Below are 26,851 nucleotides of genomic sequence, written 5' to 3'. Positions count from 1 at the left end.
CCACCCGAACCGGGTGGCGCACCACTCCCCACCTCCCCGGGAACCCACATGACCAACTCCTCCCTGCCAGGCCCCGGTTCCCTCCTGCGCCGCACGCTCGGCGAGTGGCGCATCGCCCTCGTGGCCTGGCGGCTGCTGGTCCTCCAGAACGCGGACCCGGCGGTCGCCGCCGGCGTCGGCCACTTCTCCACGTACCGCGCGCATCCGTGGCGCCGCGTCGAGCACACCATGGACAGCGGCAGACGCCTGTTCTTCTCCGACCGCGACGGGCTGCGCAGCGAGATCGCCCGACTGGAACGCAGCCACCGCCGCATCTCCGGCACCGACCCGGAGGGGCGGCCGTTCACCGCGGTGGATCCCGGGGTGCGGGTGTGGGTGCTCATGACCCTCTACGAGTCGATGACGGCGATGCGGGAACTGTCCGGCGATCCCCTCTCCGCGGCCGAACTCGACGAGCTGTACGCCCAGTTCCGCGCCGTGTGCGCCGAGTTCGGGATGCCGGACGAGCTGTACCCGGCCACGGCGGCGGACGTCCCGGCGTACATGGACCGCACCATCCGCGAGCGACTCGAATGCGGCGAGGTCGTCCACGACTTCCTGTACGGGGTCCTGCGCCAGGCCCCGGCACCGCGCAGGCTGGGCCGCCTGCGTCCCGCGTGGCCCCTGCTGCGGGTCGCGGTCGCCCGCACCCTGACGGCGCTCACCCTCGCCGACCTGCCGCCGGCGTTCCGCGAACGCTTCGGTCTCCGACGCACCCCGTCCGCGGCGGTGCTGTCGTGGACCCTCCACCGGGGAACGCGGCTGGTCATGACCCGGCTGCCGGACCGGATGCGGTACCGGGGCTCGACGAAGACGCCCCGGTCCCCGCGGCACGCCTCGCACGCGGCGGCGCACGGCGCCCACGCCGCCCCCAGGAGCGAGGGCGCGTCCACGGCGGCACGGTCGCTGCCCGGACAGCGCGGCCCCCGCCGCGGGGACGACCGGGCGCGGCGCGTCGACGCGTTCTTCCGCCAGGTGCTCGACCAGACGGGCGACGGCTGCATCACCGCGGTCGACCTCCAGTCCATGGCCCACAACGTGTGCTGGCAACTCGAACTCGACGACGACCGGCAGTCCGACGTGTACACCGCCTTCGACACCTGGTGGCGGCACATCCGCGCCACGATGGACGCGGACGCCGACGGCAGGGTCTCGCGCACCGAGTTCGTCACCGCCGTACTGGCCGGTGTCGACCAGGACCCCGCCTACCTGGACAAGGGCCTGCGGGTCGCCGTCCGCGCCCTGTTCAGGGCGGCGGACACCGACGGGAGCGGGCGGCTGGGCGCCGACGAGTACCGCGCCCTCTTCGGCGGTTCCCGGGTCCACCCGGCCGAACTCAACCACGGGTTCCGGCAGTTGGACGGGGACGGCGACGGGGAGATCTCCGAGGAGGAGTTCGTGGCGGCCTTCACCGACTACTTCACGGCTCGGGCCGACACGACGGCGGGGACCCAACTGCTCGGCAGACCCTGACGAGTCGGCCGGTCCCGGGAGCCGGTCGGGTCCGCCCGTGCCACTACTCCGTGCGCAACCCGTCCGGCCGCATCAGCCGCAGCAACGGAGGCAGGCTCAGGAGCGTCACCGCCAGGACGACACCCGCGCCGATGCCCGTCATCGCCAGGACGCTCGCCCAGTCCACGCTCACCCTCTCGTCGGCCATCCGCAGCAGGACCGCGCCCAGGGCGAGGCCCGCGAGCATCGCGAGGGCGAGGCCGAGGGCGACGGGGATCGCCGTCTGCCACAGCACCGAGAGGGTGAGGGTGCGACGCCGGGTGCCGAAGGCGACCAGCGCCGACAGCAACCGCCTGCGCTCGCGGAGCTGTTCGAGCTGGGAGACCAGGAGGCTGGCCCCGATGAGGGTGAGCACGCACGCGGCACCCGCGAGCAGGCCGGTACGGATCGAGGCGAACTTGTGGGACTGGTCGGTCTCCGACCACACGGCGGTTCGCGCCAGCGGATCGACCCGGGCCGCGGTGTTCCGGACCCGGTCGTGCACGTCCGCCACCGAGTCGTCGACCCTCAGCAGGAACGTCGCGGTGAGGGTCGCCCCGGCTCCCCCGGGCAGCGCGCCCGGCGTCACCAGGAGACCTCCCCGGTGCTCGCCGACCGGGTTCATGACCGACACGGCCCGTTTCACCCGGCGCGGCAGCGTCCAGGCGAGACTCGCGTCGGCGGCCTCCGAGCCGGCGAGGGTGTCGTACGGGTCGAGATAGACCCGGTGGCCGCGCTCGGCCAGTGCCTCCGTGTCGTCGCCGACGTCCTCGCCGCGCACGGTGAAGACGTCCCCGTCGTGGCAGGACGGCAGCTTCGCGCTGGTGCGCAGGGCCGCGCAGTCGCCGACGGTCAGCAGGGTGGACCACCCCGAATCCGCGTCCGGCCTGTCGGCGACCATGCCCTCGGCGTACGCGTAGACCCGGTCGACACCCTTGGTGGCGGCGAACTCGGCGGACGCCTGGGCCACGGAGACCCCGCGTGATGTGCTCACCTGCATCTGCGCCCGGGTGAGGTCCTGCGGCGACGCCGACGTGTAGGCGGGCTCCACCCCGGTGAAGAGCATCTGGAGCGCGATCGCGCCCGCCACCGCGACGGCGATGCCGTTGACCATCCGGGACGCGGTGCTGCCGCTCAACTGAAGGCGCCTTACCGCGAGTTGCCAGGCCACACCGCCCGAACCGAGCCGCGTTACGACCGCGTCGACGACCCACGGCAGCAGGACCGTGACGCCGGCGAGCAGCAGGACCACGCCGGCGCTCACCTGGTACTGGTTGAAGTTCCCGCCGGTGGTGCCCCTGCCCATCAGGGTGGCGAGCAGTCCCAGGCCGGCCACGGGCAGCAGCAGTCGCCACCACAGGCGACGTCGGGCCGGCCGTGCCGTGCGCACGACGCCGAGGGGCTCGACCACGACCCGCCGCATCGCCAGCAGGGTGACCGCCACGGCGGCGGCGGGAACGCAGACCGCGACCAGGAGCACCAGGGCCGCGGAGGGGTCGAGGTCGCCGGGCAGCACGCTGAGCCCGAACAGCTCGAAGCGGTCCGCCAGTCGTCTGCACCCGAGGAAGCACGCGGCACCGCAGAGCAGGCCCAGGACCGCCCCCGCCAGTGCCTCGCCGGCGGCGATCCGCCGGGCCGTCGCGCTGTCGGCGCCCACCAGCCGCAGCGCGGCGAGCCTTCGGTCGCGCCGGTCGCCGCCGAACCGGACGGCGGTGGCGACGAAGACGCAGACCGGGGTCAGCAGGACGACGAACACCACGAGGGTGAGCAGCAGCAGGACGGGGTCCAGTCCGTCGCCCGAGCGGTCGGCCTCGCCGAACCGGTCGATGCGGATGACGCTCTGGCCGCCGAGCTTGGCCGCGAGCCCCTCCGTGCCCCGGTAGAAGGCGAGTTCACGTGAACCCAGCAGCCCCCGACCGCCGATCGTGCCGACCACCCGGTCCGGCAGCCGCTGCCGCAGCAGCTCGCCGTCGGCGGAGTCCAGCAGTGCGCGCAGCGCGGGGGAGACCACCATCTCGCCGGGCGCGGGGAAGGCGTCCACCCCCGGCGGCAGCGGTGCGTCGGCACCCTCGGGCTCCAGCTCCCGCCCGTACACGTCCTTGTCGCGGTACGTGGTGTCGACGTCCGCGACGAGCACCGTACGGTCGGACCTCGGGAGGGCCTTCGCGGTGTTGAGCATGGTGCGGTCCATACGGTCGTCCGCACGGTCGGTGCGGGCGGCGAGTGCGTGCGGCACGGCGGTGGTGACCAGCAGCAGTGCCACCCCCAGGCCGACCCCGACGGCCGTCAGCACGACCCGGATCCAGCCCTCGCGGCCGCCGGAGAAGGCGAACCTGAGTCCCATCGAGAGGTCCCGCGACCACTGGCGCGCGGTCATACGGCACGCTCCATGTCGCGGGACCGGCCGTCGCGCACGACGATCTCACGGTCCGAGTACGCGGCGACCCGGGCCTCGTGCGTGACGAGGACGACGGCGGCGTTGGACGAGCGGGCCGCGTCCGTCAGCAGTTCCATCACGAGTTCGCCGTTGAGCGAGTCGAGGGCGCCGGTCGGCTCGTCGGCGAACACCACGCGCGGGCCCGTGACCAACGCCCGTGCCACGGCGACCCGTTGGCCCTGACCGCCCGATATCTCGTCGGGCCGCTTGGCCCGCAGGCCGTCCACCTCCAGGCGCTCCAGCCAGGAGAGCGCGGCCCGCTCCGCCTCCCTGCGGCCGGTTCCGTTCAGCCGCAGCGGCAGCGCGACGTTCTCGACGCACGTCAACTCGGGTACGAGACGGCCGAACTGGAAGACGAAGCCGAACTCGCTGCGCCGCAGCGCGCTGCGGCGGGCGTCGTTCATCGTCGTCATCTCTGTGCCGTCGAAGGTGACGGAGCCGGAGTCGGGCGGCACGATGCCGGCCAGGCAGTGCAGCAGCGTCGACTTGCCCGAGCCGGAGGGGCCCATCACCGCGACGACCTCGCCCGGGTGGATGGAGAATCCGGCGCCGTCCAGGGCGGTGGTCGGTCCGTAGTCCTTGCGGAGGTTCTCGGCGGTCAGCAGGGAGCCGGGCGGAGGGGTCACTCGGTCACCGCCTCGGCGAGGCGTCCCAGGCGGGCGGCGGTGAGTTCGAGCCATCGCAGGTCGGCCTCCAGATGGAACAGGGCGTGGTCGCAGATGAGCTGGTCGGCGAGATCGCCCTTGCGCTTGCGTTCGGTGAGGCCGCGCATCATGCGCAGGTGCTCGGAGCGCTGGGTGTCGAGGATGCCGGCCGCGTCGCGGTGGGTGAGCAGCGCCAGGACGACCTTGGTGTAGAGGGTCGACTGGAGGTACGGCTCGGGCTTCTCCGGCGTGGCGAGCCACTGCTGCACGTCGGTGACGCCCGCGTCGGTGATGGCGTACCGCTTGCGCTCGGGGCCGCCGCCCGCCTCGATGCCGTCGACCTCGACGAGGCCGTTCCGCAGCAGCCGGGACATCGTCGAGTAGACCTGGCCGTAGTGCAGCGGCCGGTCGTGGCCGAACTTCTCGTCGAAGGTGCGCTTGAGGTCGTAGCCGTGGCGCGGACCTGATTCCAGGAGTCCCAGAAGGGTGTGACCGATGGACATGCGGAGCACTCTACACAGTGTGTATACCTCCTGTGTATACGCGCGGTGCATAGCGGGACGCGGCCGGGAGCCGCGATCGGTGATGCCGCAGGTCAGCGTCAAGTCACGGCCGTACGAGGGCTGTTCGGGACCCCGGAACGCCGAGACGCCCCGCCGTGGAATCCGGCGGGGCGTCTCGCGGGCGGGCGGGTGCGTCAGACGGCCGGCTGTCGCAGTACGGCGACCTCGCGCGGCCCGAGAACGGGGCCTCCGTCGGCCCCGGCCGGAGCCGTGGCCCCCACCAGGACCTCGCCGCCGAGGTCCGGCAGCGGCACCGTGCCGTCGGTCCGGTTGACCACGAACAGGAACCGTCCGGCCGCACCGCTGCGGACGGTCAGCTCGACCGGTCCCCGTGCGGACGGCGGCAGTTCACTGTCCACCCCGGCGGGTGCGAGCAGCCGGGGCAGCAGCGCCCGCAACCCCTCGACGCCGAGCCGCGTGGACACGTAGGCGGCCGAGCCGCCGCCCGTCGGACGCCGTGTCACGGCGGGCCGTCCGGCATGGACACCGGTGCGGTAGCGGACCAGCACCTCCGTCTCCGGCGCCGTCACGTCGATCCGGTCGGTCCACAGGCTTCCGGTGCTCGCGTCGTCCAGTTCGACGGTGTCGCCGTCCAGCAGCGGCCCGAACTCCTCGATGCGGATGCCGAGAAGGTCGCGCAGGGCGCCCGGGTAGCCGCCGAGCCACACGTGGTCGTTCTCGTCGACCACGCCGGAGAAGTACGTCGTGACGAGGTGGCCGCCCCGCTCGGTGAACCGGGTGAGTTCTTTGGCGAGTTCGGCCGGAACGACGTGCAGCACCGGGGCGACGAGCACCTGGTGGCGGTGCAGGTCGGCGCGGGTGGTGACCAGGTCGGCGCGGACACCCAGGTCGAGCAGCGCCGAGTACCAGTCGAGGGCCTCACGCCGGTAGTCGAGCAGGGAGGTGGGATGCGAGTCCTGTTCCGAGGCCCACCACGACTCCCAGTCGAAGAGGATGCCGACGCGCGCGGGTTCCCGCTCGGTGCCGGCCACTTGCGCGAGACGTCCCAGGGTGGCCCCCAGGGCGGTCACCGCGCGGAACAGGTCGCTGTCCGCGCCGGCGTGCGGGAGCATCGCCGAGTGGTACTTCTCGGCGCCCGCCGCCGACTGCCGCCACTGGAAGAAGCACACCGCGTCGGCGCCGTGGGCGACGTGCAGCAGGGAGTCCCGGGCGAGATCGCCGGGCCGCTTGGCCAGGTTGACCGGCTGCCAGTTCACGGCGCTCGTGGAGTGCTCCATGAGGAACCAGGGCCGGCCGCCCGCGATGCCGCTGGTCAGGTTCGCGGAGAAGGACAGCTCGTCCCGGTCCCGGGCGCCGGGCACCACGTAGTGGTCGTTGGAGACGAAGTCGATCTCCTGCGCCCAGTCCGGGTAGTTCATGCCCTTCGTGCCGCCCATCACCATGAAATTGGTGGTGACCGGGATGTCCGGGGTGATCTCCCGCAGCACCTCGCGTTCGGCGCGCAGGTGGTCCTTGAGGGCGTCCGACGAGAAGCGCTTGAAGTCGAGCTGCTGGGTCGGGTTGGGGTGCGAGGCGGCCAGGCGCGGCGGCAGGATCTGCTCCCAGTCGCTGTAGCGCTGGGACCAGAACGCCGTTCCCCAGGCGTGGTTGAGCGCGTCGAGGGTGGTGTAGCGGACGCGCAGCCACTCCCGGAAGGCGCGGGCGGCGTCGTCGGAGTAGTCGTAGACGTTGTGGCAGCCCAGCTCGTTGTTCACGTGCCACGCCACCAGTGCCGGGTGGTCCGCGTACCGGGTCGCCAACTCCCTTACCAGGCGCAGCGCGTGCTCGCGGAACACGGGGGAGGTGGGGCGCCAGTGCTGGCGCGCGCCCGGCCACACCGTCTCGCCGCGCGCCGTGACCGGCAGGATCTCGGGATGGGCGGTGGTGAGCCACGGCGGCGGCGAGGCCGTCGCGGTCGCGAGGTCGACGCCGATGCCGCCGCCGTGCAGGAGTTCCATGACCTCGTCGAGCCAGGCGAAGTCCCAGACGTCCGGCCCGGGTTGGAGGCGGGCCCAGGAGAAGATCCCCACGGACACGGTGTTGACACCGGCCTCGCGCATCAGCCGTACGTCCTCCTCCCACACCTCCCGCGACCACTGCTCCGGGTTGTAGTCGGCGCCGTAGGCGAGACGGGGCGCGGGGTCACCGTCCGCCCCGCGTCCGTGGCGGGACAGAAGGGTGGAGATCATTGCGGTCCTTCCGGTGCGTTGCGCCGGGCGGCGCGGTGGGTTGGCCCACCGCCCGGCGTGACAGGACGTCTCTCGGTGTCCGCCGGTCGCCGGCACCCGTGCGTTGCGCGGATGCCGGCGTGGTCCCGGCCCGCGCGGGGCGGATGCCTCGCGCGGGCCGCCCGCCGCACCCGCGGGTGCGGCGGTGGACCCGTGGACCGGCCGGTCCCGTGGGGCGACGGCCTACTTCTCGACGGTGAAGCCCTGTTCGTTGCCGTACTTGACCGACGCCGCCTGCCAGGACGCGAGGCCGTCCGTCAGCGTCGTGCCCGAGATGTAGGCCTTGCCGACGGTGTTGTTGAAGATCGAGTTCGCGTACACCTGGTACGGCAGGTACGACCAGTCGTCGGCGACGTTCGCGGCCGACTCGGCGAATATCTTGTTGGCCTGCTGACCGCCGAAGTACGGGAACTTGGTGTCCTGGAACGCGGTGGAGTTCAACTGGGCGGTCGTCGCCGGGAAGGCGCCGTTGTCGACCCGGGTCTGCACCCCGGCACCGGCGTCCGCGTACTCCATGAACGCGTACGCCAGTGCCTTGTTCTTGCCGAGGGCGGGCATCGCGAGCGAGCTGCCGCCGTTCTCCGCGCTGGCCTTGCCGCCAGCCGTCCACTGCGGCAGCGGTGCGACGCGCCAGTCGCCGGAGGCGTTCTTCACGCCGGAGGCGAGGTTGGCGGGCATCCAGGCGCCGGTGGCGAGTGTGGCGATGGAGCCGTCACCCAGGCCCTTGTACCAGTCGTCGGACCAACTGGCCACGGGGGAGAGGAGCTTCTTGTCGAGCAGCTTCTGCCAGGTGGCGGTGAACGTCTTGGCGCCCTGGTCCGAGAAGTCGATCTTCACCTTCGTGCCGTCGACCGTGTACGGCCGCGAGCCGGCCTGCCACAGCATGCTGGTGGTGAAGCCGGCGTCACCGACGTCGTTGGTGATGTACGCCTTCGGGTCCGCCTTGTGCAGCTTCTCGGCGGCGTCGACGTACTCGTCCCAGGTCGTGGGCACCGCGATCTTGTACTTGTCGAAGAGGGTCTTGTTGTAGAACAGCGCCATCGGGCCGGAGTCCATGGGCAGTCCGTAGACGCCGTCGCCGCCGGCCTTCACGCTGTTCCACGGCCCGGGGGAGAACGTGGAGGCGAGCTTGTCCGCGCCGTACGCCTTGAGGTCCGTGAGCTCCTTGGTCAGCGCGTATTGGCCGAGCGCGTAGTACTCGACCTGCGCGACGTCGGGAACGCCCTTCTTCGCGGAGATGGCGTTCTGGAGCGCCGTGTACTGGTCGTTGCCCGTACCGGCGTTGACCAGCTTGACCTTGACGTTCGGGTGCTCCTTCTCGAAGTCGGCGACCACCTGCTTGAGCGTGGGTTCCCACGCCCAGACGGTGACGGTGCCGCCCTTCTTCAGGGCGGCCTGGACGTCCGACTGGGACACCGCCTTCTGGTCGTCCGAGCCTCCGTCGTCGGAGCCGCCGCAGGCGGTCGCGCCCAGGGCGAGGACGCAGACGAGGCCGAGGCCGCGCAACGCGCGGCGGGGATTCTTGCGCATGGTCGTGTTCCACTTCTTCGTGGCCGAAACCGGGTACGGCGAGGGTGTGTTGAGGAGCGGGTGACGAGAGGGAGGGGCGGGGGAGCGGCGCGCCGCGGACGGCGGTGCTACTCCTTGACGCTTCCGGCGGCGAGTCCGGACTGCCAGTACCGCTGGAGCAGCAGGAACGCGACGATCAGCGGCACGATGGTGATGAGCGAACCGGTGAGGACCAGGTTGAAGACGACCTCGCCGCCCGCGGTCTGGGCCTGCGCCTTCCAGCTGTTGAGGCCGAGGGTCAGCGGGTACCAGTCGGGGTTCTTGATCATGATGAGCGGCAGGAAGAAGTTGTTCCAGGTCGCCACCATGGTGAACAGCAGGACGGTGACGATGCCGGGCGCGAGCAGCGGCAGGGTGACACCGAAGAAGGTGCGTATCTCCCCGGCGCCGTCGATGCGCGCGGCCTCCAGCAGTTCGTTGGGGACCGCCTCCGAGGCGAACACCCACATCAGGTAGAGGCCGAACGGCGAGATCAGCGAAGGGATGATCATCGCCCACGGGGTGTCGGTGAGCCCCATCTTGCTGAACATCAGGAAGGTCGGCACCGCGAGCGCCGTGGCCGGCACCGCGACGGCCCCGATGACCAAGGCGAACACCGCGCGCCGGCCGGGGAAGTCGAACTTGGCGAGCGCGTAACCGCCGAGCACGGCGAGGAACGTGGCACCGCCCGCGCCGACGACCACGTACAGCAGGGTGTTGAGGAGCCAGCGCGAGAAGATGCCGTCGTCGTAGGTGAACGTGTCGTGGATGTTGCTCCACAGCGCGAAGTCGCTGTCGAACCAGAGGCCGAACGAACGGCCCAGCCCCTGCTGGGACTTGGTGGCGCTGATGAGCAGCCACAGCAGCGGAACGAGACTGTAGAGCAGCACCAGACCGGTGAGCAGGGTCAGCAGCACACTGCGCCGGGGACGTCCGGGCCGGTGCTCCGCGCGGGCCCGGCGCAGGCGCGGCGCGGAGCGCGTCGTGCGGGTCGGGCGGGCCGGGGAGTCCGCGGGGACGGTGGTGACGGGACTGGTCATCGCAGCCTCACGCTCCCTTGCGCATGCCGCGCAGCTGGACGACGTAGGCGATCACCATGGTGATCAGCCCCATGACGATGGCGACCGTGGCGGAGTAGTTGCTCTGCTGGCCGGAGAACGACAGCGAGTAGGTGTAGTAGTTGGGCGTGTAGTCGGTGGTGATCGCGTTGGGCGCGAGCTTCTGGAGCACGTTCGGCTCGTTGAACAGCTGGAAGCTGCCGATGATGGAGAAGATCGTCGCGATCACCAACGCGCCCCGGATCGCCGGGAGTTTGATGGCGCTGATCACCCGGAGCTGGCCCGCGCCGTCGATCTCCGCCGCCTCGTACAGCGAGTGCGGGACGACGCGCAGCGCCGAGTAGAAGATCAGCATGTTGTAGCCGACGAACTCCCACGTCACGATGTTGCCGATCGAGGCCAGCACCAGGTGCGTGGAGAGCGGGTCGGGCAGTGTGACGCCGAACGCGTCGTCGATGTCGCCGACCAGGCCGAACTTGGTCCCGTACATGAAGCCCCACATCAGTGTGGCCACGACCGAGGGCACCGCGTAGGGCAGGAAGACGGAGACGCGGAAGAAGCTCTTGCCGTAGAGCCGGCCGCTGTCCAGGGCCAGGGCCACCAGCAGGGCGATGCCCAGCATGATCGGCACCTGGACGCACAGGAAGAGCGCGACGCGGCCCAGTGACTCCCAGAACACCTTGTCCTGGAAGGCCTGTTGGTAGTTGTCGAACCCCACGAAGTGGTTTCCGCCGATGAGCTGGTCACGGAAGAGGCTCAGGTAGACCGAGTAGGCGATCGGCGCGAGGAAGACCAGCGCGAACACGGCCACGAACGGACCGACGAATCCCCAGCCCACCCATGAGCGGCGGTCCCGTCGCGCCGGGGGCGGTGCCGTTCCCGGGCCGTCCACCGCCGGCGGATGCAGCGTCGTCATGTCGTTCCTCGCTCGTCCACGTCGTCCATGTCGTCCACGTCCGGGAACCAGATGTGCCACGCGGACGTCCCGGCCCCCGCGCCGCTTCGATGTTTACGCAAACATCTGACGGTGCGACAGCGCCGCCACCTGTTATGTTTACGTAAACATCCGGTGGCGGCATGTCTACACTCCACCGACGACGACGGTCAAGAGTCGTGAGTCGCGGGACGTGGACGGCAGTTGCAGTGACGGAGAGGCGGTAAGCACTCGGTGGACGCCGACGAGGAAACCCCGACCAGTGCCGACGGTCCGGCCGCGGAGCCGCGCGGCGCGTCCGGAGCCGCTCCCGGAGCCGCTCCCGGATCCCGCCGGCCGCGTGGCGCCTCCCGGGCGACGGGCAGGCCAGGCGGCCGTGTCCAGTCCGCGTCGATGGCCGACGTGGCACGGCTGGCCGGCGTCTCCTCCCAGACCGTCTCCCGGGTGTCCAACGGATTCGCCGGTGTCAACGAGGAGACCCGGCAACAGGTCCTCGCCGCCATGAAGGAACTCGGCTACCGCCCCAACAGCGCGGCCAGGGCCCTGAAACGCGGCGAGTTCCGCACCATCGGCGTCATCACGTTCACGCTCTCCACCACCGGCAACGTCCGCACCCTGGAGGCCATCGCGACCTCCGCGGCGAGCGAGGGCTACGCGGTGACACTGCTCCCGGTCGCGGTCCCCACGCAGGACGAGGTGCGCGGCGCGTTCTCCCGTCTGGAGGAACTCGCCGTCGACGCCGTCATCGTCATCATGGAGGTCCACCTCCTGGACGCGGCGACCCTCCAACTGCCGCCCCACGTGCAGGTGGTGGTGGTCGACTCCGACGCGGGCGACCACTACACGGTCGTCGACACCGACCAGGCGGGCGGCACCCGCGCGGCCGTGCTGCACCTGCTCGGGCTCGGCCACCGCACGGTGTGGCACCTCGCGGGCCCCGAGGGCTCGTTCGCCGCCCAGCGCCGCACGGACGCGTGGCGCGCGGCGCTGACCGAGGAGGGCCGCACGGCGCCGCCGCCGGTCCGCGGCGACTGGTCCGCGGAGTCGGGCTACCGGGCCGGACTCGAACTCGCCGAACAGGCCGACTGCACAGCCGTGTTCGCGGCCAACGACCAGATGGCGCTGGGCCTGCTGCGCGCCCTCGCGGAACGCGGCCGCCGGGTACCGCAGGACGTCAGCGTGATCGGCTTCGACGACATACCGGAGGCGACGTCGTTCCTGCCCCCGCTGACCACGGTCCACCAGGACTTCGCGGAGGTGGGCCGGCTGTGCGTCGACGCGGTCCTGAGCAAGATGCACAGGGACGGCCCGGAACAGGGCACGACGCTGGTCCCGACCCGCCTGGTGGTGCGGGCGAGCACGGGGGTGCCGCCGGGCGGGGGCCACGGGGAGTGACTTCCGCCGGGCCCGGGGCGGGGGTGCCGGACGGGCCGTCGCCCGCGGCGTCCCGCCCGTAGTGCGTTCCGGTTCGCCGGATCGGTTCGCCCGACGCGTACCGGAGCCGAGCCGGCACTGCGCCCGCCCGCTCGGAGCACGGGCGCCCCGCCGTCGTGAAGGCCCTGCTCCGAGCACGCTCCGCGGGCCGTTCGGATTCCTGTTCCCCCCGAAACGATCACCGGTTAAGCTCCAGCGCGCACAGGAAACGGACAGCGGGAAAGCAGGCGGGGGACATGGCCGAAGAAGTGACCGCACCCAGACGTGGCGGCGGCACGGGGGCTCAGGTCGTGGCGGCACTGGCGTTCGTGGGTGTCGTGGTGGCCGCCATGTGGGCGCTGAACGGTGCGTTCAAGGGCCAGGCCGCGGCCGCGCAGAAGAAGCCGGCCACGTGCACCAGGCTGACCGAGGTCCTGCCCGCGCGCTACACGTCGGGCGCACGGCTGTGCTCGGTACTCAACCGCCCTGATCTTCCTGCCATGTTGGGCACCCCGGAGGACCACGTGCAGACCGCGGACGGGTCCGGCAACTGGATCACCCTCGCCGGCGGCGACAAGATCGCCGCCCCCGAGGCCCACGTGGAGACGCAGACCTACTCCGTGAAGCTCTCCGTCGACTACGACCACCTCACCGTCTCCCAGATGGCGGACCTGTTCGGCAAGGACGCGGAACCGCGAACCGTCCTCGGCCACCCGGCCGTTCTCTACTCCGACCACACGATCACCTTCTCCCTCGGTGGCGACGGCGGTACCCGGCCCGGCGGCATCGCCCGCCACCTGGTCGTGGCCAAGAGCGCGAAGGACGGCGGCGGTTCGTTCGAGGTCGTGATCTGGCGCCAGGACGACGTGCCGCCGGACGACACGGCGCTGCTCAACGTCGCCCGGATGGTGCTGCCGACGGTCCCGGGCTGGGTCGCCGGCTGACCCCGGCTCCGCCCCCTCGGGCGGAGGGCCGTGCGCCGGGACGCGACTGCCCGCCGGACCGGGCGGGTTCGGCGGCCTGACATTCAAGTGCGCTGTCCCGTCGGAAGGTTGCAGGCGGACGGCGACCGAGGGGCGGCCACACCATGAGCGGCGAACAGCGGCCGGGGGCCCGTGTGCCCGGTGCCGGTCCGGGTCACCCCCCGGCCCCGGGCGGGGAACCGGAACTCGGCGTCGTCATGGGCGAGCGGCGCCGGCTCGTCAACCTCGCCTACCGGCTGCTGGGTTCACTGACCGAGGCCGAGGACGTCGTGCAGGAGACGTACGCGCGCTGGTACGCCACGTCCCCCGCGCAACGTGCCGCCGTCGCCTCCCCGGGGGCCTGGCTGACGACGGTCGCGAGCCGGGTCTGCCTCGACCAGCTCCGCTCGGCACGCGCCAGGCGTGAGGCGTACGTCGGCGAGTGGATCCCGGAGCCGGTGCCGGAGCGTGCGGAGTGGATCCACGGCTGGTCCGGCGGCGGCGGCACCGACCCCGCCGACCGGGCCACCCTCGACGAGTCCATCAGCATGGCCTTCCTCGTCGTCCTGGAGCAGATGACCCCGGCGCAGCGCGTCGCGTTCGTCCTGCACGACGTCTTCCGCTTCTCCTTCGCCGAGGTGGCCGGCATCGTCGGCCGAACTCCCGCCGCCTGCCGTCAACTTGCCTCCGCCGCACGCCGTCGCGTGCGCGAGTCGCGGGAAGGGGCGACTCCCGACGCCCAACACCCCGATGTGGTCAGGGACTTCAAGGCGGCATGGGAGGCGAAGGACCTGGACGCCCTGATCGGGCTCCTCGACCCCGACGCCACGGCGACCGGGGACGGCGGCGGCGTGGTGCGGGCCGCCCTGGTCCCGGTCCGGGGGGCCGAGGAAGTCGCGCGTCGCGCCGTCGGCCTTCTCGACGTGCTGCCCGGCCTGACGCTCGTCGAACGTACGGTCAACGGCCGTCCCGGCCTGGTCGTCCGGCGGCACTCCGCCACGGTGGCGGTGGTGGCGATCGCCATCGTGGACGGCCGGATCAAGCACATGTGGACCGTGCGGAACCCCGAGAAGCTCCGCCCGTGGACAGAGGACGACGGGCTCGGCTGACCGCCGCGGCCGCCCGGGAGCGACACCCGGAGAAGCGAACCGCCCCCGTGCTCACCGCGGGACTTCCCCGGGTGCCGCAAGGAGAGCAACGCTTCCGTACGGCGGAGGTTTTTGGACGCACTCACATCGAGTGGACCGATGCTCGTGCGGTTGACGACGCCCGCGCCCGTCCGGCCGTCGCTCCGGGCCGAATGTACTAAGGCTGATTGATAAAGTAGCCTTAGTACATGACGGACGAGTCGAACACCGGTGCCGTTGCCGCTGCCCTCCTGGCGAGCGTCGGTGCGCTGCTGCGGCGCGTGCGCCAGGTCCCCGCGGAGGGCGAACTCACGATGCCCGAGCGGACCGCCCTGTCGCTGCTGGACCGCACGGGCCCCACGACGTCGTCGGCGCTCGCCCGGCAGGTGCAGATCACCGCGCAGGCGATGGGCGCCACGCTCGGCGGCCTCCGGGCCCGGGGTCTGGTCGAGCGCGCCGCCGACCCGGCGGACGGCAGGCGCGTGGTCCTGGCGCTGACGGACGCGGGGCGACAGGCGCTGACGGACAAGCGCGGCGCCCGCGGCGAACTGCTCGCGCGAGCGCTCGCGGACGGCTTCACCCCCGTGGAGCTGGAGCAGCTCGCGGCGGCGGCCCCGCTCATCGAACGACTCGCCCAGAGGATCTGACCGGCTGGACCCGCTCCGGCGAACCCGGTTCGGCCGAGGTGGCACGTTGTGAACCACTCCCGCAGAAAGACACGTACGACCCATGACCCTGACAGTGCTCGACCCCACGCCCGCCCTCGTCGTGATCGACCTTCAGAAGGGAATCGTCGAAGCCCACAGCGGTGACGCCGTCACCGCTGCCGTACGGCGGTCCGCGGAGCTGGCGGCGGCGTTCCGCCGGCACGGCCTGCCCGTGGTCCTCGTCAACGTCACGGGGGCGCCTCCCGGGCGCACCGACAACCGGCCGTCCGGCGGCGCCGCCGCCGCGTTCCCGCCGGGTTGGGCCGACCTGGTCGACGAACTCGACGTACGGCCGACGGACCACCTGATAAGCAAGCGGCGGCGCAGCGCGTTCCACGACACCGGTCTCGACACGCTGCTGCGTGATCTCGGCGTCACGCAGGTCGTCCTCACCGGCATCTCCACCGGCTCGGGCGTCGAGTCGACCGCGCGTTCGGCCTCCGACCACGGCTACCACGTCGTCGTCGCCACGGACGCCGTCACCGACCCGGACGTCGAGACGCACCGCCACAGCGTCGGACGTGTCTTCCCGAAGCTCGGGGAGACCGCCACCACCGACGAGATCCTCGACAAGCTGGGAGCCACACGATGAGCCTGCTCGGACGCCTCCTCAAGGACCGCAGGGCGGGCGAGACCCACGGGGCGTGGAGCCGTCCGAACCTGGCCGCCCCCGAACTGCTGGAGCCGACCAGCGAGGACTTCGAGGACGGCGGCGCGATGCCGCGCGACCACCACGCCAAGAACGTCGGGGGCCGGAATCTCTCCCCCCGGCTGGCCTGGAACGCGCCGCCGCAGGGCACCGCCCAGCTTCTCCTGGTGATGGAGGACCCCGACGTCCCCCTGGGCAAGCCCGCCGTGCACTGTGTCGCCCTCGTCGACCCGGCGGTCCGGGCACTCGCCGCCGGCGCCCTCGCGGCGGGCCGGCCCGCCGACGGCGTCAGGGTGCTGCGCTCCACCATCGGACGCGGCTACCACGGTCCCGCGCCCATCAAGGGGCACGGACCGCACCGCTACGTGTTCCAGCTCTTCGCCCTCGCGGCCCCCGTGGGTGCCACCCCCGACGGGACCGCACCCGAGCGGGCGAGGCCCCGCGTGCTGCTGTCCTCCGTGACCGCGCCCGTCCTCGCCCGGGGCCGGCTGACGGGCACCGTGGAGCGCTGACCGGCCGTCGGCCGCGGGCGGGCCGGGGTTCCGGCCCCGGTCCACCCGCGGCCGCCCTCCGCCCTGCCCCCCGGCCCGCCCCGCTCGCGCGTGCCGCCGCACGTACGCCCACGCCGCCCGCGCCCCGCCCGGCCTTCCGTGCCGCCCATTCCGCCGGACGGCCTCCTGGGTGTGCACCCGGTGATCACCCCGGTGCACAATCCCCTTTGGTAACAAAAGGGCTTATCGGCAGAAAGGCGGCAGCGTGGGTGATGTGAGGCCCGACCGACAGCCCCCCTCCCCGAGCCGCGCGAAGATGGCGAGGACCCTCGCCGCGATGCCGCACCAGGTGCGGGAGGAACTGACCCGGCGGCTGCGCCGCAACAAGCGCGCCTTCCGCAAGGAGGACGTCTCGGTCGTCGAGGCACCCATGCTCAAGCGGGCGGTCAGCGCCTCCGCGCTCGGCAACTGCATGGAGTGGTTCGACTTCGGCGTCTACAGCTACCTGGCCTCCACCATCGGCAAGGTGTTCTTCCCGGACGCCTCACCCGGCGCGCAGGTGGTCTCGTCCTTCGCCACCTTCGCCGCGGCGTTCGTCGTCCGGCCCCTCGGCGGCCTCGTCTTCGGCCCCCTCGGTGACCGTATCGGCCGCCAGAAGGTGCTCGCCACCACCATGATCATGATGGCGGCCGGCACCTTCGTCATCGGCCTGATCCCCAGCTACGGCACCATCGGTTTCGCCGCCCCGATCCTGCTGCTCCTCGCCCGCATGGTCCAGGGCTTCTCGACCGGGGGCGAGTACGGGGGCGCCACCACCTTCGTCGCCGAGTACTCGCCCGACCGCCACCGGGGTTTCCTGTCGAGCTGGCTCGACTTCGGCACCTTCGTCGGCTACGCCCTCGGGTCCGCGCTCGTGACCCTGCTCAACTTCCTCCTCAGCGACGACCAGATGGTCTCCTGGGGCTGGCGCCTGCCGTTCCTGATCGCCGGCCCGCTCGGCGTCATCGGCCTCTACATGCGGCTCAAGCTGGAGGAGTCCCCCGCCTTCCAGAAGCAGCTCGACGAACACGAGAAGAGCCTCGCCCAGGACTCCGCCGGCACCGAGTTCAAGACCATCATCAGGAACCACTGGCGTCCGCTGCTGCTGTGCATGGGCATCGTGCTGCTCTACAACGTCACCAACTACATGGTCACGGGCTTCCTGCCCACCTATCAGACGGACACGTTGAACCGCTCCAGCAGCTCGGCCGACGTCCTGGTGCTGATCGGCATGCTGTGGATCGTCGTGCTCATCACGTTCATCGGGCGGCTCAGCGACCGGGTGGGACGGCGGCCGGTCTACGCGGTCGGTGCCGCCGCGATGATCGTGCTCGCGATCCCCGCCTTCCTGCTCATCAAGGCGGATGGCACCTGGCTGCCCATCCTGGGCGTGCTGATCCTCTCCACACTGCTCGCCTGCTTCGCGGCGCCCAGCGCGGCCACCCTGCCCGCGCTGTTCCCCACGGCGATCCGCTACGCGGCGATGGGCATCGGCTTCAACTTCGCGGTCGCGGCCTTCGGCGGCACGACCCCCCTCGTCACCGAGGCACTGGTGAACGTCACGGGCGACGACATGGTGCCCGCGTACTACCTGATGCTGGCGGGAGCCATCGGCCTGGTGACCGTGAAGTTCCTGCCGGAAAGCGCGCAGGTGCCGCTCAACGGCTCGCAGCCGATGGTGGGTTCGGAGGAGGAGCGGCAGGAACTGGTCAGCACCAGCAAGGAGCTGTACCGGGTCTCGCAGGAGCACGCCGGGAAACCGTGAGGGGACGCCGCTCGCGGACGCCGGGACGGGGCGGGACGGGGCGGTGGGACGGGGCGGGTCGTGCGCGGCGCGTCACGCACCGCGCACGACCGCTGAACGCCTAGATCCTGCTGGCAGTTCCGCAGGGCGCGTCCGACTCCGAGTCGAGTTCGCCGCTGCGGTCGTACGGGTCCGCCGTCGGGCCCGTCGCGGGGTCGCCGGTGGCGTCGGCCCCCGTCGTCGAGAACCCGGGGTGGAGGTAGCCGTCGAACACCCCGCAGGCCGAGTTGCTCGCGTCGTACCGGTAGCCCTCGATGTCGATCCTCCCCGGCGTGACCATGTACCGCGCCGGGTCCTGAAGGCCCACGTCGAGCACGCGGCGCACCACCGTGCGGGTCACCTCCTGGGCGGAGTCGTCCGGGCGGACCACCGGGTACACGAACGAGTAGTCGGCGTGCACGCTCACCGACCCGTTCTTCCCCTCCTTGAGCGTCATGCGGCCCCGGGTCTTGACCACGATTCCCGCCAGCCGGACCGCGCCCGGGTCGAAGCGGCTGAAGAGCGCCACCGGGTCGTGCGCCTTGTCCGGTGCGCTCAACGCGGTGTTCAGCGTCGCGAGGAGGTCCTTCTGCATCGGGTCGAGCACGTCGAACGCGGCCTTCGGGCGTGAGCCCTGGAGGGTGTTCAGGTCGAGGCTGCCGGAGACCAGCAGGGTGCGGGTCTGCTCCAGCGCCTTCCGCACCTGGGCCTTGGAGAAGCCGGCCACGGCGTGCGCCTTCGGCAGCACGATGCCGGACTCGCCGTCGGCCCACCGCTCGGCCGGGGAACCGGCGAACGGACGGTCCATCGTCGGCGTCCCGGGGGCGACCTGGTCCGGCGGGGCGGTGGGAGCGGCCGTCTCCGGGGGCAGGGGCGAGGCGGCGACGGCGGACGTGCCGTCGGAGGTCGCCGCCCCGAAGGGGTTGCCCGGGATCAGCGACGGCTTCATCGCCACGACGGCCACCGCCACCACCAGGGGGATGCCGATCACGGCGCGCCAGCGGCGGCGCTGCTGGGCCCGCCCGGTCATCTCCTGCCACGCCGGGCCGGTACGCCAGCCGGGCGGCGTCTGGTTGCGTGCCTCCTGCTCGCGCAGCCGTGCGGCGACCCTCCGCGCGCGTGCCGACGGTTCCTTGGGGGCGGAGCCGCGGATGTCCCGCTCGGAGTCCCGGAGGAACTTGTCCCACACGTCGTCCGGGACGTCCGACGCCCCGCTGCCTCGGCCGGCACCCGGCTGTGCGCCCGTTCCCGTCCCCGGTCCCGTGCCGGCGGCCGACGGCGGTACGGGGCGGGCGGGGGAGCCGTTCGTTTCCTCGTGCGCGGATCCGGGTTCCTCGTGCGGTCTGCCGCTGTTCGACCTGTCACTCACAGTGCGTCTGCTCTTCCGGTTGGGACGTGAATGCGTCGTGCGAAGGGCGCCGGGACCTCGGACGCCGCCGGTTCCCCGAAGGCGCCGGGCCGGGCGCCGGGGTCAGCCGGTGGGAGCCACGCCGGGCGCGGTCGTCTCGACCGGGTCGCCGGGGGACCAGGCGGCCGAACTCCACTCGGGTGTCGGCGAGGGGCGCGAGGGAGCGGGGGGTGGCGAGGCGCCCCTGTTGGGGTTCTGCGGAACGGACCCGGAGCCGCCGCCACTGCCGGAACCCGTGGAACCTCCGGAGCCGGAGCCGGAGCCGGAGCCGGAGCCGGAGCCCGTGCCCGACCCCGTGCCGCTCCCGGACCCGCCGGCTCCGCCCGTCGCCGTGCCCGCGCTGTGAACCGCCGCCGTTTTCGACGGAGTTGGGGAAGAAGCGGCCCTGTCGCCGTGTGCGGGGGAGGCGTTGGGCGACGCGGACGCCGAGTCCGGCGCGTCGGCGGAGGGTTCCGGTGCGGAGACCGAGGCCGACGTGCCGGGCGTGCCGACCCCGCGGTCCGGGTGCGGTCCGCCGGACGCATCCTGCGCCGAGCACGCGCCGAGCGAGAGAACGAGGCCGAGGGCGAGACCGACGGTGAAACCGGGGCCGGCCGGGGCCGTGCGCGGCACTGCTGCGGACACGGGCGCGGTCCCGGTCCGTCTCGCGGAAAGCGGCAGGTCCGTCCGCGTGTCGGGAGTCATCGTGGCGCTCGTTTCGGACGGTCCGGTCGACTGCGGCCGGACGAAGGGGTACTGGCGTGCCGGATGGGCTGAGTCGTCGAGGGTCGGGTACGGCGCGAACGCACCGGCGCGTGTGCGGATCGGTGCGCGGGAACGCCCGCCCGGACTCCCGGTCGGCTCTGCCGTGCGCTCACCGACGGTGCGGTGGTGTGGAGGACACGTGCGCACGAGTCCCGGCGTCGACCGGACAACGTACGGTGAACACCGCCCCACCTCGGTGAATGCACGTGAGGAAGTTCTAAGCGATCTCTCCGCACCTTCACAAGTCGCCCACAGCGTCGGACGGGTGGGAGGTGACCATGATCACAACGCGTTCTGGTGCAAATCGCGTTTCCCGGTGTTTCGGCCGTCTCGCGAGCGGCGGCGCGGGGATTTCCCGGGTCCGCCCCGCGATGCCGCAAGGGCGTCGCGAGGAACGCGGGAGGGGCACGGGAGGGGCAAGTTCACGCTGTGTTCGCCGTGTTGTCCCCGAGGTGGCGGTTCCGGCGGCCCGGGGTCCGGCGTGTCGCCGCGTCACAGGGTGCGCGCCTGCGGGTGATCGACGAGTCGACATCTTTGGCCGGGAAGGATCTTGTGGTCCGCCGCGCCAGGGTTCTTTTCCGGCCGCCCGCACAGGAGCGCAGCGTTGCCGGGGGCGCCCGAATCGGCTTCACTGACGCCGTGCGCGCTCGACCGGCCGCACCGAACCCCGGGGGAGGGGTCCCACGATGATGGACGCGAACAAGGCTCGCGCCGCCGGGCACGCCGCGCCGCACCGGGGCGGACGGCGCGCCGGCCTCGCCGCCCTCCTGGGCCTGCTGCTGCTGCTCGTCGTCGCCGCCGGGACCGGACTCGCGCTCACCACGCGGAGCGGTACCTCCGAACAGGCCGCGCCCTCGTCCACGGCCACGGGCAGCGGCGCCGACATGGCGGCCGACGCCCTCCGCGCGCCCCTCCCGTTCGACATTCCGTCCACCGCGCGGCTGCGCGACAGCGAACACCTCGTGTTCGCGCACTACTTCACGCCGTACCCGCTCTCGCTGGACAACAGGACGGCCGACGAGGACTACTACACGCGCAACTACCTCGACCCCGCCGGTGAACAGGGCAAGCACGCGGCCTACGGCGGACTGCTCCGGGACCGTCCGCAGCCGGTGCCGTCGAAGACGGGCGACTGGCAACTCGCCGACATGGAGCAGGAGGTGCGCACCGCGATCGGGGCCGGCATCGACGGGTTCAGCGTCGACCTGCTCTCGCTGAGCGGGCCGAACTGGGACCGGGTCCGACTGCTGATGCGCGCCGCGCAGGCCGTCGACCCCGGGTTCCGGATCATGCCCATGCCGGACATGACCGCGCTGCACACGGATCCGGCCACTCTCGCGAAGGCGCTGGGCGAACTGGCGGCGTCCCCGAACGCCTACCGGCTCGGCGACGGCAGGCTCGTCGTCTCGCCCTTCAAGGCCGAGGCGCAGAGCGTCGACTGGTGGCGCCAGGTCGTGGCGTCGCTGAGCGGACAGCACGGCACGAAGACGGCGCTGGTCCCGCTCTTCCTCCAGTTCGCCGCACACGCCGAGGAGTTCGCCCCCATCTCGTACGGCTTCTCCGCGTGGGGCAGCCGCAGCTACAACGCGCAGGAGCACATCACCGCGGACGTGGACCTGGCCCACAAGCTCGGCAAGAAGTGGATGCAGCCCGTCTCCGTCCAGGACGCGCGGCCCAACCAGGGGATCTACGACGAGGCGGGCAACACCGAGACGCTGCGGGCGACTTGGACCCACGCCATCGACGACGGCGCCGACTGGGTGCAGCTCACCACGTGGAACGACTACAGCGAGACCACGCAGTTCGCCCCCTCGCTGCACAACGGCTACACGTACCTGGACCTCTCCTCGTACTACCTGACGCGGTTCAAGACCGGTGACTGGCCCGCCGTCGTGCGCGACACCGTCTACGTCACCTCACGCACCCAGTTCGCCGCGGCCACCGCCGGTCAGCGGAAGCCGATGACACTGCGCGGCGGATCGGCGCCCGCCCGCGACACGGTCGAGGTACTGACCTTCCTGGCCGGCTCCGCCACCGTCAACGCCACGTCGGGGAGCCTGAGCAGGAGTTACCGCGCCGACGAGGGCGTCCATGCCGAACTCCTGCCCCTGCGCACGGGGTTGGCGACCGCCGCCGTCGTGCGGGACGGACGGACGACGACGAAGGTCACCACGCACTACCAGGTGACCGACAGCCCCGAGGTCCAGGACATGCAGTACTACGGGGTGACCAGCGGACGCGTCACTCAGTGACCGGTGCGGGCGGGCCCCGGCGGCGGTCGGTGCGGCACGGGACCGGCGCGCCCGGGTGACCCGACGGCCGGCGTCCGGGCGTCAGGAGTCGGGCTGCCGCCAGGACTGGAGGACCCGCTGGAAGCGCTCCTGGGTCACGGCCCAGTCCTCCGCCGGTCCGGACACGTAGAGCGCGTACTCGACGCCGTCCCGGCCGATGTACGTCTCCTCCACCGCGTGCTTGGGGCCGGGGAACGGACCGTCCTTGGCGAGGGCGGTCCAGGTGAAGTCCCACAGCGAACCCTTGCAGTCCCGGTAGGTGTTGGCCTCCAGGCTGCCGCGGGTGTAGTCCTGCAAGCCCTGCAACTGCTGTTCCAGGTCGAGCTGGTGGAGGTTCGGGTCGTCGTAGTCGGGCGTGCTGTCGAGGGCGATCCGGACGAAGTGCCGTCCGCCGTCCGGGGTGTAGTCGATCTGGCCGTTCGTCTCCTGCCGGGTCCACCCCTTGGGCAGCGCCAGGCTGAACCCCGCGGGGTCGTCGACCGTGACCCACGAGGCGGGCAGCGCCGTGGACGCCGAGGCCGACGGCGAAGCGGACCCTGAGGCGGACGGTGTGGCCCCGCTCCCGGCGTCCGGCGAGGCGGACACGGTGGAACCCGCCCCGGTTGCGTCCGTGCCGCCCCGGTCGGAGTTCCAGTGCTGGAGCGCGAGCGTCGCACCCCCCGCGAGCACCACGCACGCGGTCACGGCGGCGATCGCCCCGCGCCGGCGGAGCGCGGACGGCGCTCCCGGGGCGGCGCCGGTCCGCCCCGCCGGGCCGTGCGGGCGGTCGCCCGGACTGGTGTACGCGGACGTGGCGGATGTGACGTCGCCGGGCCGGCCGCCCTGCGCACCGGTGTGCCGGGTGTCGCCGGAGGCGGGGCCACCGGGCCCGCCTGCACCTCCGGAGGCGCCCGGTCTGCCCAGGTTGACCCCGCGCGGCAGGTGGGACTGCGCGGCCCGGCCGTCGGGCACCGTCGGCCCGCTGGTCGAGGCGAACGTCAACAGGTCCTGCACGCGGGCGGCGTCGGGGCGCCGGGCGGGGTCCTTGACGAGCAGGGCGCCGATGACCGGGGTGAGCGGGCCGGCATGGGGCGCTCGGGCCGGTTCGTCCTCGACTATCGCCTGGAGGGTGACGAAGGGAGAGGTGCCGCGGAACGGCGGGGACCCCTCCACCGCCGTGAACAGCGTCGCGCCGAGCGCCCACAGGTCGGCCGCGGGGCCGGGCTCCTGCCCGCGGACCCGCTCGGGGGCGAGATAGTCGACCGAGCCGACGAGCTCCCCGGTGCGCGTGACGTGGTCGTCGCCGTCGACCTGCGCGATGCCGAAGTCGGTGAGCAGCACCCGTCCGTCGCGGGCGAGGAGGACGTTGGCGGGTTTGACGTCACGGTGCAGCACTCCGGCGGCGTGCGCGGCCATCAGCGCACGCAGCACCCACAGGCCCACCCGCGCCGCCTCGACCGGATCGACTCGGCCGCGCTCCCGTACGACGTCGTCGAGCGAGGATCCGTCGACCAGTTCCATCACGATCCACGGGCGGCCGTCGTACTCCAGCACGTCGTGCACCGTGACCACCGCCGAGTGGTTGATCCGGGCAGCCGCCCTGGCCTCGGCCCGGGTGCGGGCGAGCAGCTTCGACTGCTCCGCCTCCGTCGCGTAGAACCCGGCGGTCAACTCCTTGATGGCCACCGCCCGGTGCAGCACCTCGTCGTGGGCCCGCCAGACCCGCCCCATGCCTCCGCTGCCGATCGCCTCCACCAGCCGGTAACGGTCGGAGAGGAGCCGGCCCTGCATCTGATTCACGTTTCCCCGCAATGCTGTTGACGGCATCAGCGTAGGTGCCGCCCTGTGCCGCCGGAACCGCAGGGTTGGCACGGAGACACCCCTGTGACGTGTCCTCACGCGCGGACGTGACAAATGAGGACCACTCGGCAGGGATCGGCGGCGGGCGGGTGCGCAAGCCGCCGCCCGCACGGGACTTGTCGACGTACCGACCGACGGGTCGGGCAACTCCGGTCAAGACCGGCACAGTTGGTGTGGGAAGCTGTCGTCGGCCGATCGTGGGCGAGTGCCTGACGGTCGTTGGGAGGAGCACAGCGTGACACGAGACGGTTTCCGGGCCGCGGACATCGACACCAGCAAGCCGCACCCGGCGCGGATCTACGACTACCTGCTGGGCGGCAAGGACAACTACGAGGTGGACCGCGACGCGGCCGACCAACTGGCCGACGTGGCACCCGAGGTGCGCATCGGTGTGCGCGCCAACCGCGCCTTCATGCAGCGCGCCGTCAAGTACGTCGTCGGCGAGGGCGTGCGGCAGATCCTGGACGTCGGCACGGGGCTGCCCACCTCGCCGAACGTCCACGAGATCGCGCAGGAGGTCGCCCCGGACGTGCGCATCGCGTACGTCGACAACGACCCGATCGTGAACACCCACGCCAACGCGCTGCTCAGCCTCAACGGGGCGACGAGCGTCGTGCTCGCCGACCTCCGCGACCCGCGGGCGATCCTCGAACACCCGGGGGTCCGGCAGGTCATCGACTTCGACCGCCCCGTCGCGCTCCTCCTGGTCGCCGTGGTGCACTTCCTCACGGAGGCGGACGAGCCCGAGCGGATCGTCGCGACCCTGTGGGACGCCCTGCCCGCGGGCAGTTTCCTGGTCCTCTCCCACGCCACCGACGACTTCGCCGACCGCAGCGAGGCCCAGGCCGTCTACACGAAGGCCACGGCCACCCTGAACCTCCGCTCACGGGACCGGATCGAGCGCTTCTTCGAAGGCTTCGACCTCGTCGAACCCGGTCTGGCGCAGGTCCCCTACTGGCGCCCGGAGGGCACCCCGCCGGAGGAGTCCGAGAGCATCGGCTTCTACGGGGGCGTGGCCCGCAAGCGCGCCTGACCGGACAGACCCGAGGCACCGGACACGCCGGTGGGTGCCCCACCGGCCACGGTCGGTGGGGCACCCACCGGCGTGTCCGGCACCCTTGCCGCGGGGCGACGGGCTGGGCACCGCCCCGGGCGAAGGGCGACGACGCCGAAGGCGCAGCACCGCGACCGCGACCAGGGGCAGCGCGACCGCGGTACGGCGTCCCCCGCGCCGCTGATCGTCGACACCGCCCAGTACGGCCGGAACAGCCCGCCCGACCGACCGTCCGCCCGCGCGGTGGGCCGCTCCGTGACCTCCCTGGACACCGTCCCGGTCATCTGTCCGACCCTCGGTTAGTATCGATTAGAGACTCGCTCGGGAGGTCCGACGGGAACGTGCGAGGGTGGGGTCATGCGCTACACGGAACTCTCCGACACCGACTGCGCCATCGCTCAGGCGCTGGGGGTCGTGGGGGACTGGTGGACCCTGCTCGTCGTCCGCGACGTCGCGGGCGGAGTCCACCAGTTCGACGGGCTGCTCGAAAGCAGCGGCATCAGCCGCAAGGTCCTGACCCAACGGCTGAAGGCGCTCGTCGAGAACGACGTGCTGGAGAGGCGCCTGTACAACCCGCACCCACCGCGCCACGCGTACCACCTGACCGACAAGGGCCGGGGTCTGCTGCCGGTGCTGATCGCGCTCCAGGACTGGGGGGCGCGTCACGTCATGGGCGACGGCAGCCTCACCGCGACCGCCGCCCCGGACTCGACGGAGGCGCACCGCGTCCACGGGCTCGTCGGGACCCGCGTGCCGGACATGTCGCTGCCCTCGGCCGCGGGCGTCGCCACCACCCCCGTCGCGGACACCCGGTGGACGGTCCTGTACTGCTTCCCCGGCGCGTTCGCCCCCGGCGGCCAGGGGTACCCGCCCGCCTGGGAGACCATTCCGGGCGCCCCGGGCTGCACGCTGGAGTCGAGCACGTACCGCGACCGGCTCGGTGAGTTCGACGCCCGGGACGCGACCGTCCTCGGTGTGAGTACCCAGCGCCCCGACCAGTTGGCGGCGTTCGCCGCCCACGAGCGCATCACGTTCCCGCTGTTGTCCGACGCCGACCTGCAACTCGGCGGATCGCTGCGCCTCCCGACCTTCCGTGCCGCCGGTACGGACCGGCTCAAGCGCCTGACGCTGCTGATCGACCGGGACCGCACGGTGCGCGGGGTGCTCTACCCGCTGCCCGACCCGGCCGGCTCCGTCGAGGACGCCCTCGCCCTGATCGACGCGCAGTAAGGGGCGGTTGGCCAAGTCCGTTCGTGCGCGCCCGTGTTCGGCGGCCGCACGCGGAGGAGGCGCGCGGGTCACTGCCGGGACGGTCGCCTCCGACCGTCAACTGACTTCCGTCGCGGGCCTGTTGAGACGCTTCCGGCGGTTGCCGCCCCTCGCCCGGCCGATCGGGCTGCGG

The 26,851-nt window shown here is 72.2% G+C and carries 21 protein-coding genes; 12 read left to right on the top strand and 9 right to left on the bottom strand.

Features of this window, described 5'->3' with window-relative positions:
• Positions 1 to 48: 48 nt before the first annotated feature.
• A complete protein-coding gene (locus tag ACFZA0_RS08025) occupies positions 49 to 1,512 on the top strand; it encodes an oxygenase MpaB family protein (RefSeq protein ID WP_391013074.1) in 1,464 nt (487 codons plus the stop codon).
• Between the two features lie 43 nt (positions 1,513 to 1,555).
• On the opposite strand, the gene ACFZA0_RS08020 is transcribed toward ACFZA0_RS08025, so the two are convergent.
• From ACFZA0_RS08020 to ACFZA0_RS07990, 7 genes are all read right to left on the bottom strand, one after another.
• Positions 1,556 to 3,907, bottom strand: a complete 2,352-nt coding sequence (locus ACFZA0_RS08020) for an FtsX-like permease family protein (protein ID WP_391013072.1) — start codon at positions 3,905 to 3,907, stop codon at positions 1,556 to 1,558.
• Complete coding sequence (locus ACFZA0_RS08015) at positions 3,904 to 4,593, bottom strand: ATP-binding cassette domain-containing protein (protein WP_391013070.1); 690 nt, start codon at positions 4,591 to 4,593, stop codon at positions 3,904 to 3,906. Before ACFZA0_RS08015 ends, ACFZA0_RS08020 begins: the two co-directional genes overlap by 4 nt.
• Positions 4,590 to 5,114: a helix-turn-helix transcriptional regulator gene (locus ACFZA0_RS08010; RefSeq protein ID WP_391013068.1), complete on the bottom strand. Its 525-nt coding sequence runs from the start codon at positions 5,112 to 5,114 to the stop codon at positions 4,590 to 4,592. Before ACFZA0_RS08010 ends, ACFZA0_RS08015 begins: the two co-directional genes overlap by 4 nt.
• A gap of 194 nt (positions 5,115 to 5,308) precedes the next feature.
• Positions 5,309 to 7,363 carry a beta-galactosidase gene (locus tag ACFZA0_RS08005; protein WP_391013067.1) on the bottom strand — a complete coding sequence of 685 codons (2,055 nt, stop codon included), beginning with the start codon at positions 7,361 to 7,363 and terminating at the stop codon, positions 5,309 to 5,311.
• Positions 7,364 to 7,585: 222 nt separating this feature from the next.
• Entirely contained in the window at positions 7,586 to 8,932 is a 1,347-nt protein-coding gene (locus tag ACFZA0_RS08000) for an extracellular solute-binding protein (protein WP_391013065.1), read from the bottom strand.
• A gap of 107 nt (positions 8,933 to 9,039) precedes the next feature.
• Positions 9,040 to 9,990, bottom strand: coding sequence for an ABC transporter permease subunit (locus ACFZA0_RS07995; protein WP_391013063.1), 951 nt, complete (start codon positions 9,988 to 9,990; stop codon positions 9,040 to 9,042).
• A 7-nt stretch (positions 9,991 to 9,997) separates the two neighbouring features.
• A complete protein-coding gene (locus ACFZA0_RS07990) occupies positions 9,998 to 10,924 on the bottom strand; it encodes an ABC transporter permease subunit (RefSeq protein WP_391013061.1) in 927 nt (308 codons plus the stop codon).
• Between the two features lie 411 nt (positions 10,925 to 11,335).
• Here ACFZA0_RS07990 and ACFZA0_RS07985 point away from each other — a divergent pair, with 411 nt between their 5' ends.
• The 7 genes from ACFZA0_RS07985 to ACFZA0_RS07955 all read left to right on the top strand — a co-directional run bounded on the left by ACFZA0_RS07985 (position 11,336) and on the right by ACFZA0_RS07955 (position 18,095).
• Positions 11,336 to 12,337 carry a substrate-binding domain-containing protein gene (locus ACFZA0_RS07985; RefSeq protein WP_391013060.1) on the top strand — a complete coding sequence of 334 codons (1,002 nt, stop codon included), beginning with the start codon at positions 11,336 to 11,338 and terminating at the stop codon, positions 12,335 to 12,337.
• Between the two features lie 275 nt (positions 12,338 to 12,612).
• Entirely contained in the window at positions 12,613 to 13,299 is a 687-nt protein-coding gene (locus tag ACFZA0_RS07980) for a DUF6215 domain-containing protein (RefSeq protein WP_391013058.1), read from the top strand.
• 143 nt (positions 13,300 to 13,442) lie between these two features.
• Positions 13,443 to 14,426 carry an RNA polymerase sigma factor SigJ gene (sigJ, locus tag ACFZA0_RS07975; protein ID WP_391013056.1) on the top strand — a complete coding sequence of 328 codons (984 nt, stop codon included), beginning with the start codon at positions 13,443 to 13,445 and terminating at the stop codon, positions 14,424 to 14,426.
• Positions 14,427 to 14,653: 227 nt separating this feature from the next.
• Complete coding sequence (locus ACFZA0_RS07970) at positions 14,654 to 15,091, top strand: MarR family transcriptional regulator (RefSeq protein WP_391013055.1); 438 nt, start codon at positions 14,654 to 14,656, stop codon at positions 15,089 to 15,091.
• Between the two features lie 82 nt (positions 15,092 to 15,173).
• Positions 15,174 to 15,743: an isochorismatase family protein gene (locus tag ACFZA0_RS07965; protein WP_391013054.1), complete on the top strand. Its 570-nt coding sequence runs from the start codon at positions 15,174 to 15,176 to the stop codon at positions 15,741 to 15,743.
• On the top strand, positions 15,740 to 16,312 hold the full coding sequence (locus tag ACFZA0_RS07960; protein ID WP_391013052.1) for a YbhB/YbcL family Raf kinase inhibitor-like protein: 573 nt from the start codon (positions 15,740 to 15,742) through the stop codon (positions 16,310 to 16,312). The genes ACFZA0_RS07965 and ACFZA0_RS07960 overlap by 4 nt, the downstream gene beginning before the upstream one ends.
• A gap of 295 nt (positions 16,313 to 16,607) precedes the next feature.
• Positions 16,608 to 18,095 (top strand): MFS transporter, encoded by a 1,488-nt coding sequence (locus ACFZA0_RS07955; protein ID WP_391013051.1) that lies wholly within the window; start codon positions 16,608 to 16,610, stop codon positions 18,093 to 18,095.
• Between the two features lie 100 nt (positions 18,096 to 18,195).
• Here the strand turns inward: ACFZA0_RS07955 and ACFZA0_RS07950 are convergent, their stop codons facing one another.
• On the bottom strand, positions 18,196 to 19,482 hold the full coding sequence (locus tag ACFZA0_RS07950) for a hypothetical protein (protein ID WP_391013049.1): 1,287 nt from the start codon (positions 19,480 to 19,482) through the stop codon (positions 18,196 to 18,198).
• 1,469 nt (positions 19,483 to 20,951) lie between these two features.
• Here ACFZA0_RS07950 and ACFZA0_RS07945 point away from each other — a divergent pair.
• Positions 20,952 to 22,517 (top strand): endo-1,3-alpha-glucanase family glycosylhydrolase, encoded by a 1,566-nt coding sequence (locus ACFZA0_RS07945; RefSeq protein ID WP_391013048.1) that lies wholly within the window; start codon positions 20,952 to 20,954, stop codon positions 22,515 to 22,517.
• A gap of 81 nt (positions 22,518 to 22,598) precedes the next feature.
• Here the strand turns inward: ACFZA0_RS07945 and ACFZA0_RS07940 are convergent, their stop codons facing one another.
• A complete protein-coding gene (locus ACFZA0_RS07940) occupies positions 22,599 to 24,326 on the bottom strand; it encodes a protein kinase (protein ID WP_391013548.1) in 1,728 nt (575 codons plus the stop codon).
• A 304-nt stretch (positions 24,327 to 24,630) separates the two neighbouring features.
• On the opposite strand from ACFZA0_RS07940, the gene ACFZA0_RS07935 reads away from it, so the two are divergent.
• The 3 genes from ACFZA0_RS07935 to ACFZA0_RS07925 all read left to right on the top strand — a co-directional run bounded on the left by ACFZA0_RS07935 (position 24,631) and on the right by ACFZA0_RS07925 (position 26,679).
• Positions 24,631 to 25,428, top strand: coding sequence for an SAM-dependent methyltransferase (locus ACFZA0_RS07935; protein ID WP_391013047.1), 798 nt, complete (start codon positions 24,631 to 24,633; stop codon positions 25,426 to 25,428).
• A gap of 72 nt (positions 25,429 to 25,500) precedes the next feature.
• Positions 25,501 to 25,752 carry a hypothetical protein gene (locus ACFZA0_RS07930; RefSeq protein WP_391013045.1) on the top strand — a complete coding sequence of 84 codons (252 nt, stop codon included), beginning with the start codon at positions 25,501 to 25,503 and terminating at the stop codon, positions 25,750 to 25,752.
• 54 nt (positions 25,753 to 25,806) lie between these two features.
• On the top strand, positions 25,807 to 26,679 hold the full coding sequence (locus tag ACFZA0_RS07925; protein ID WP_391013043.1) for a winged helix-turn-helix transcriptional regulator: 873 nt from the start codon (positions 25,807 to 25,809) through the stop codon (positions 26,677 to 26,679).
• Positions 26,680 to 26,851: the final 172 nt, after the last annotated feature.

This window comes from Streptomyces sp. NPDC008150 (assembly GCF_042956945.1).
Taxonomy (GTDB): Bacteria; Actinomycetota; Actinomycetes; order Streptomycetales; family Streptomycetaceae; genus Streptomyces.
Note: the sequence above shows the minus strand (reverse complement) of the source record. Positions and strands in the feature narration are given on the sequence as shown.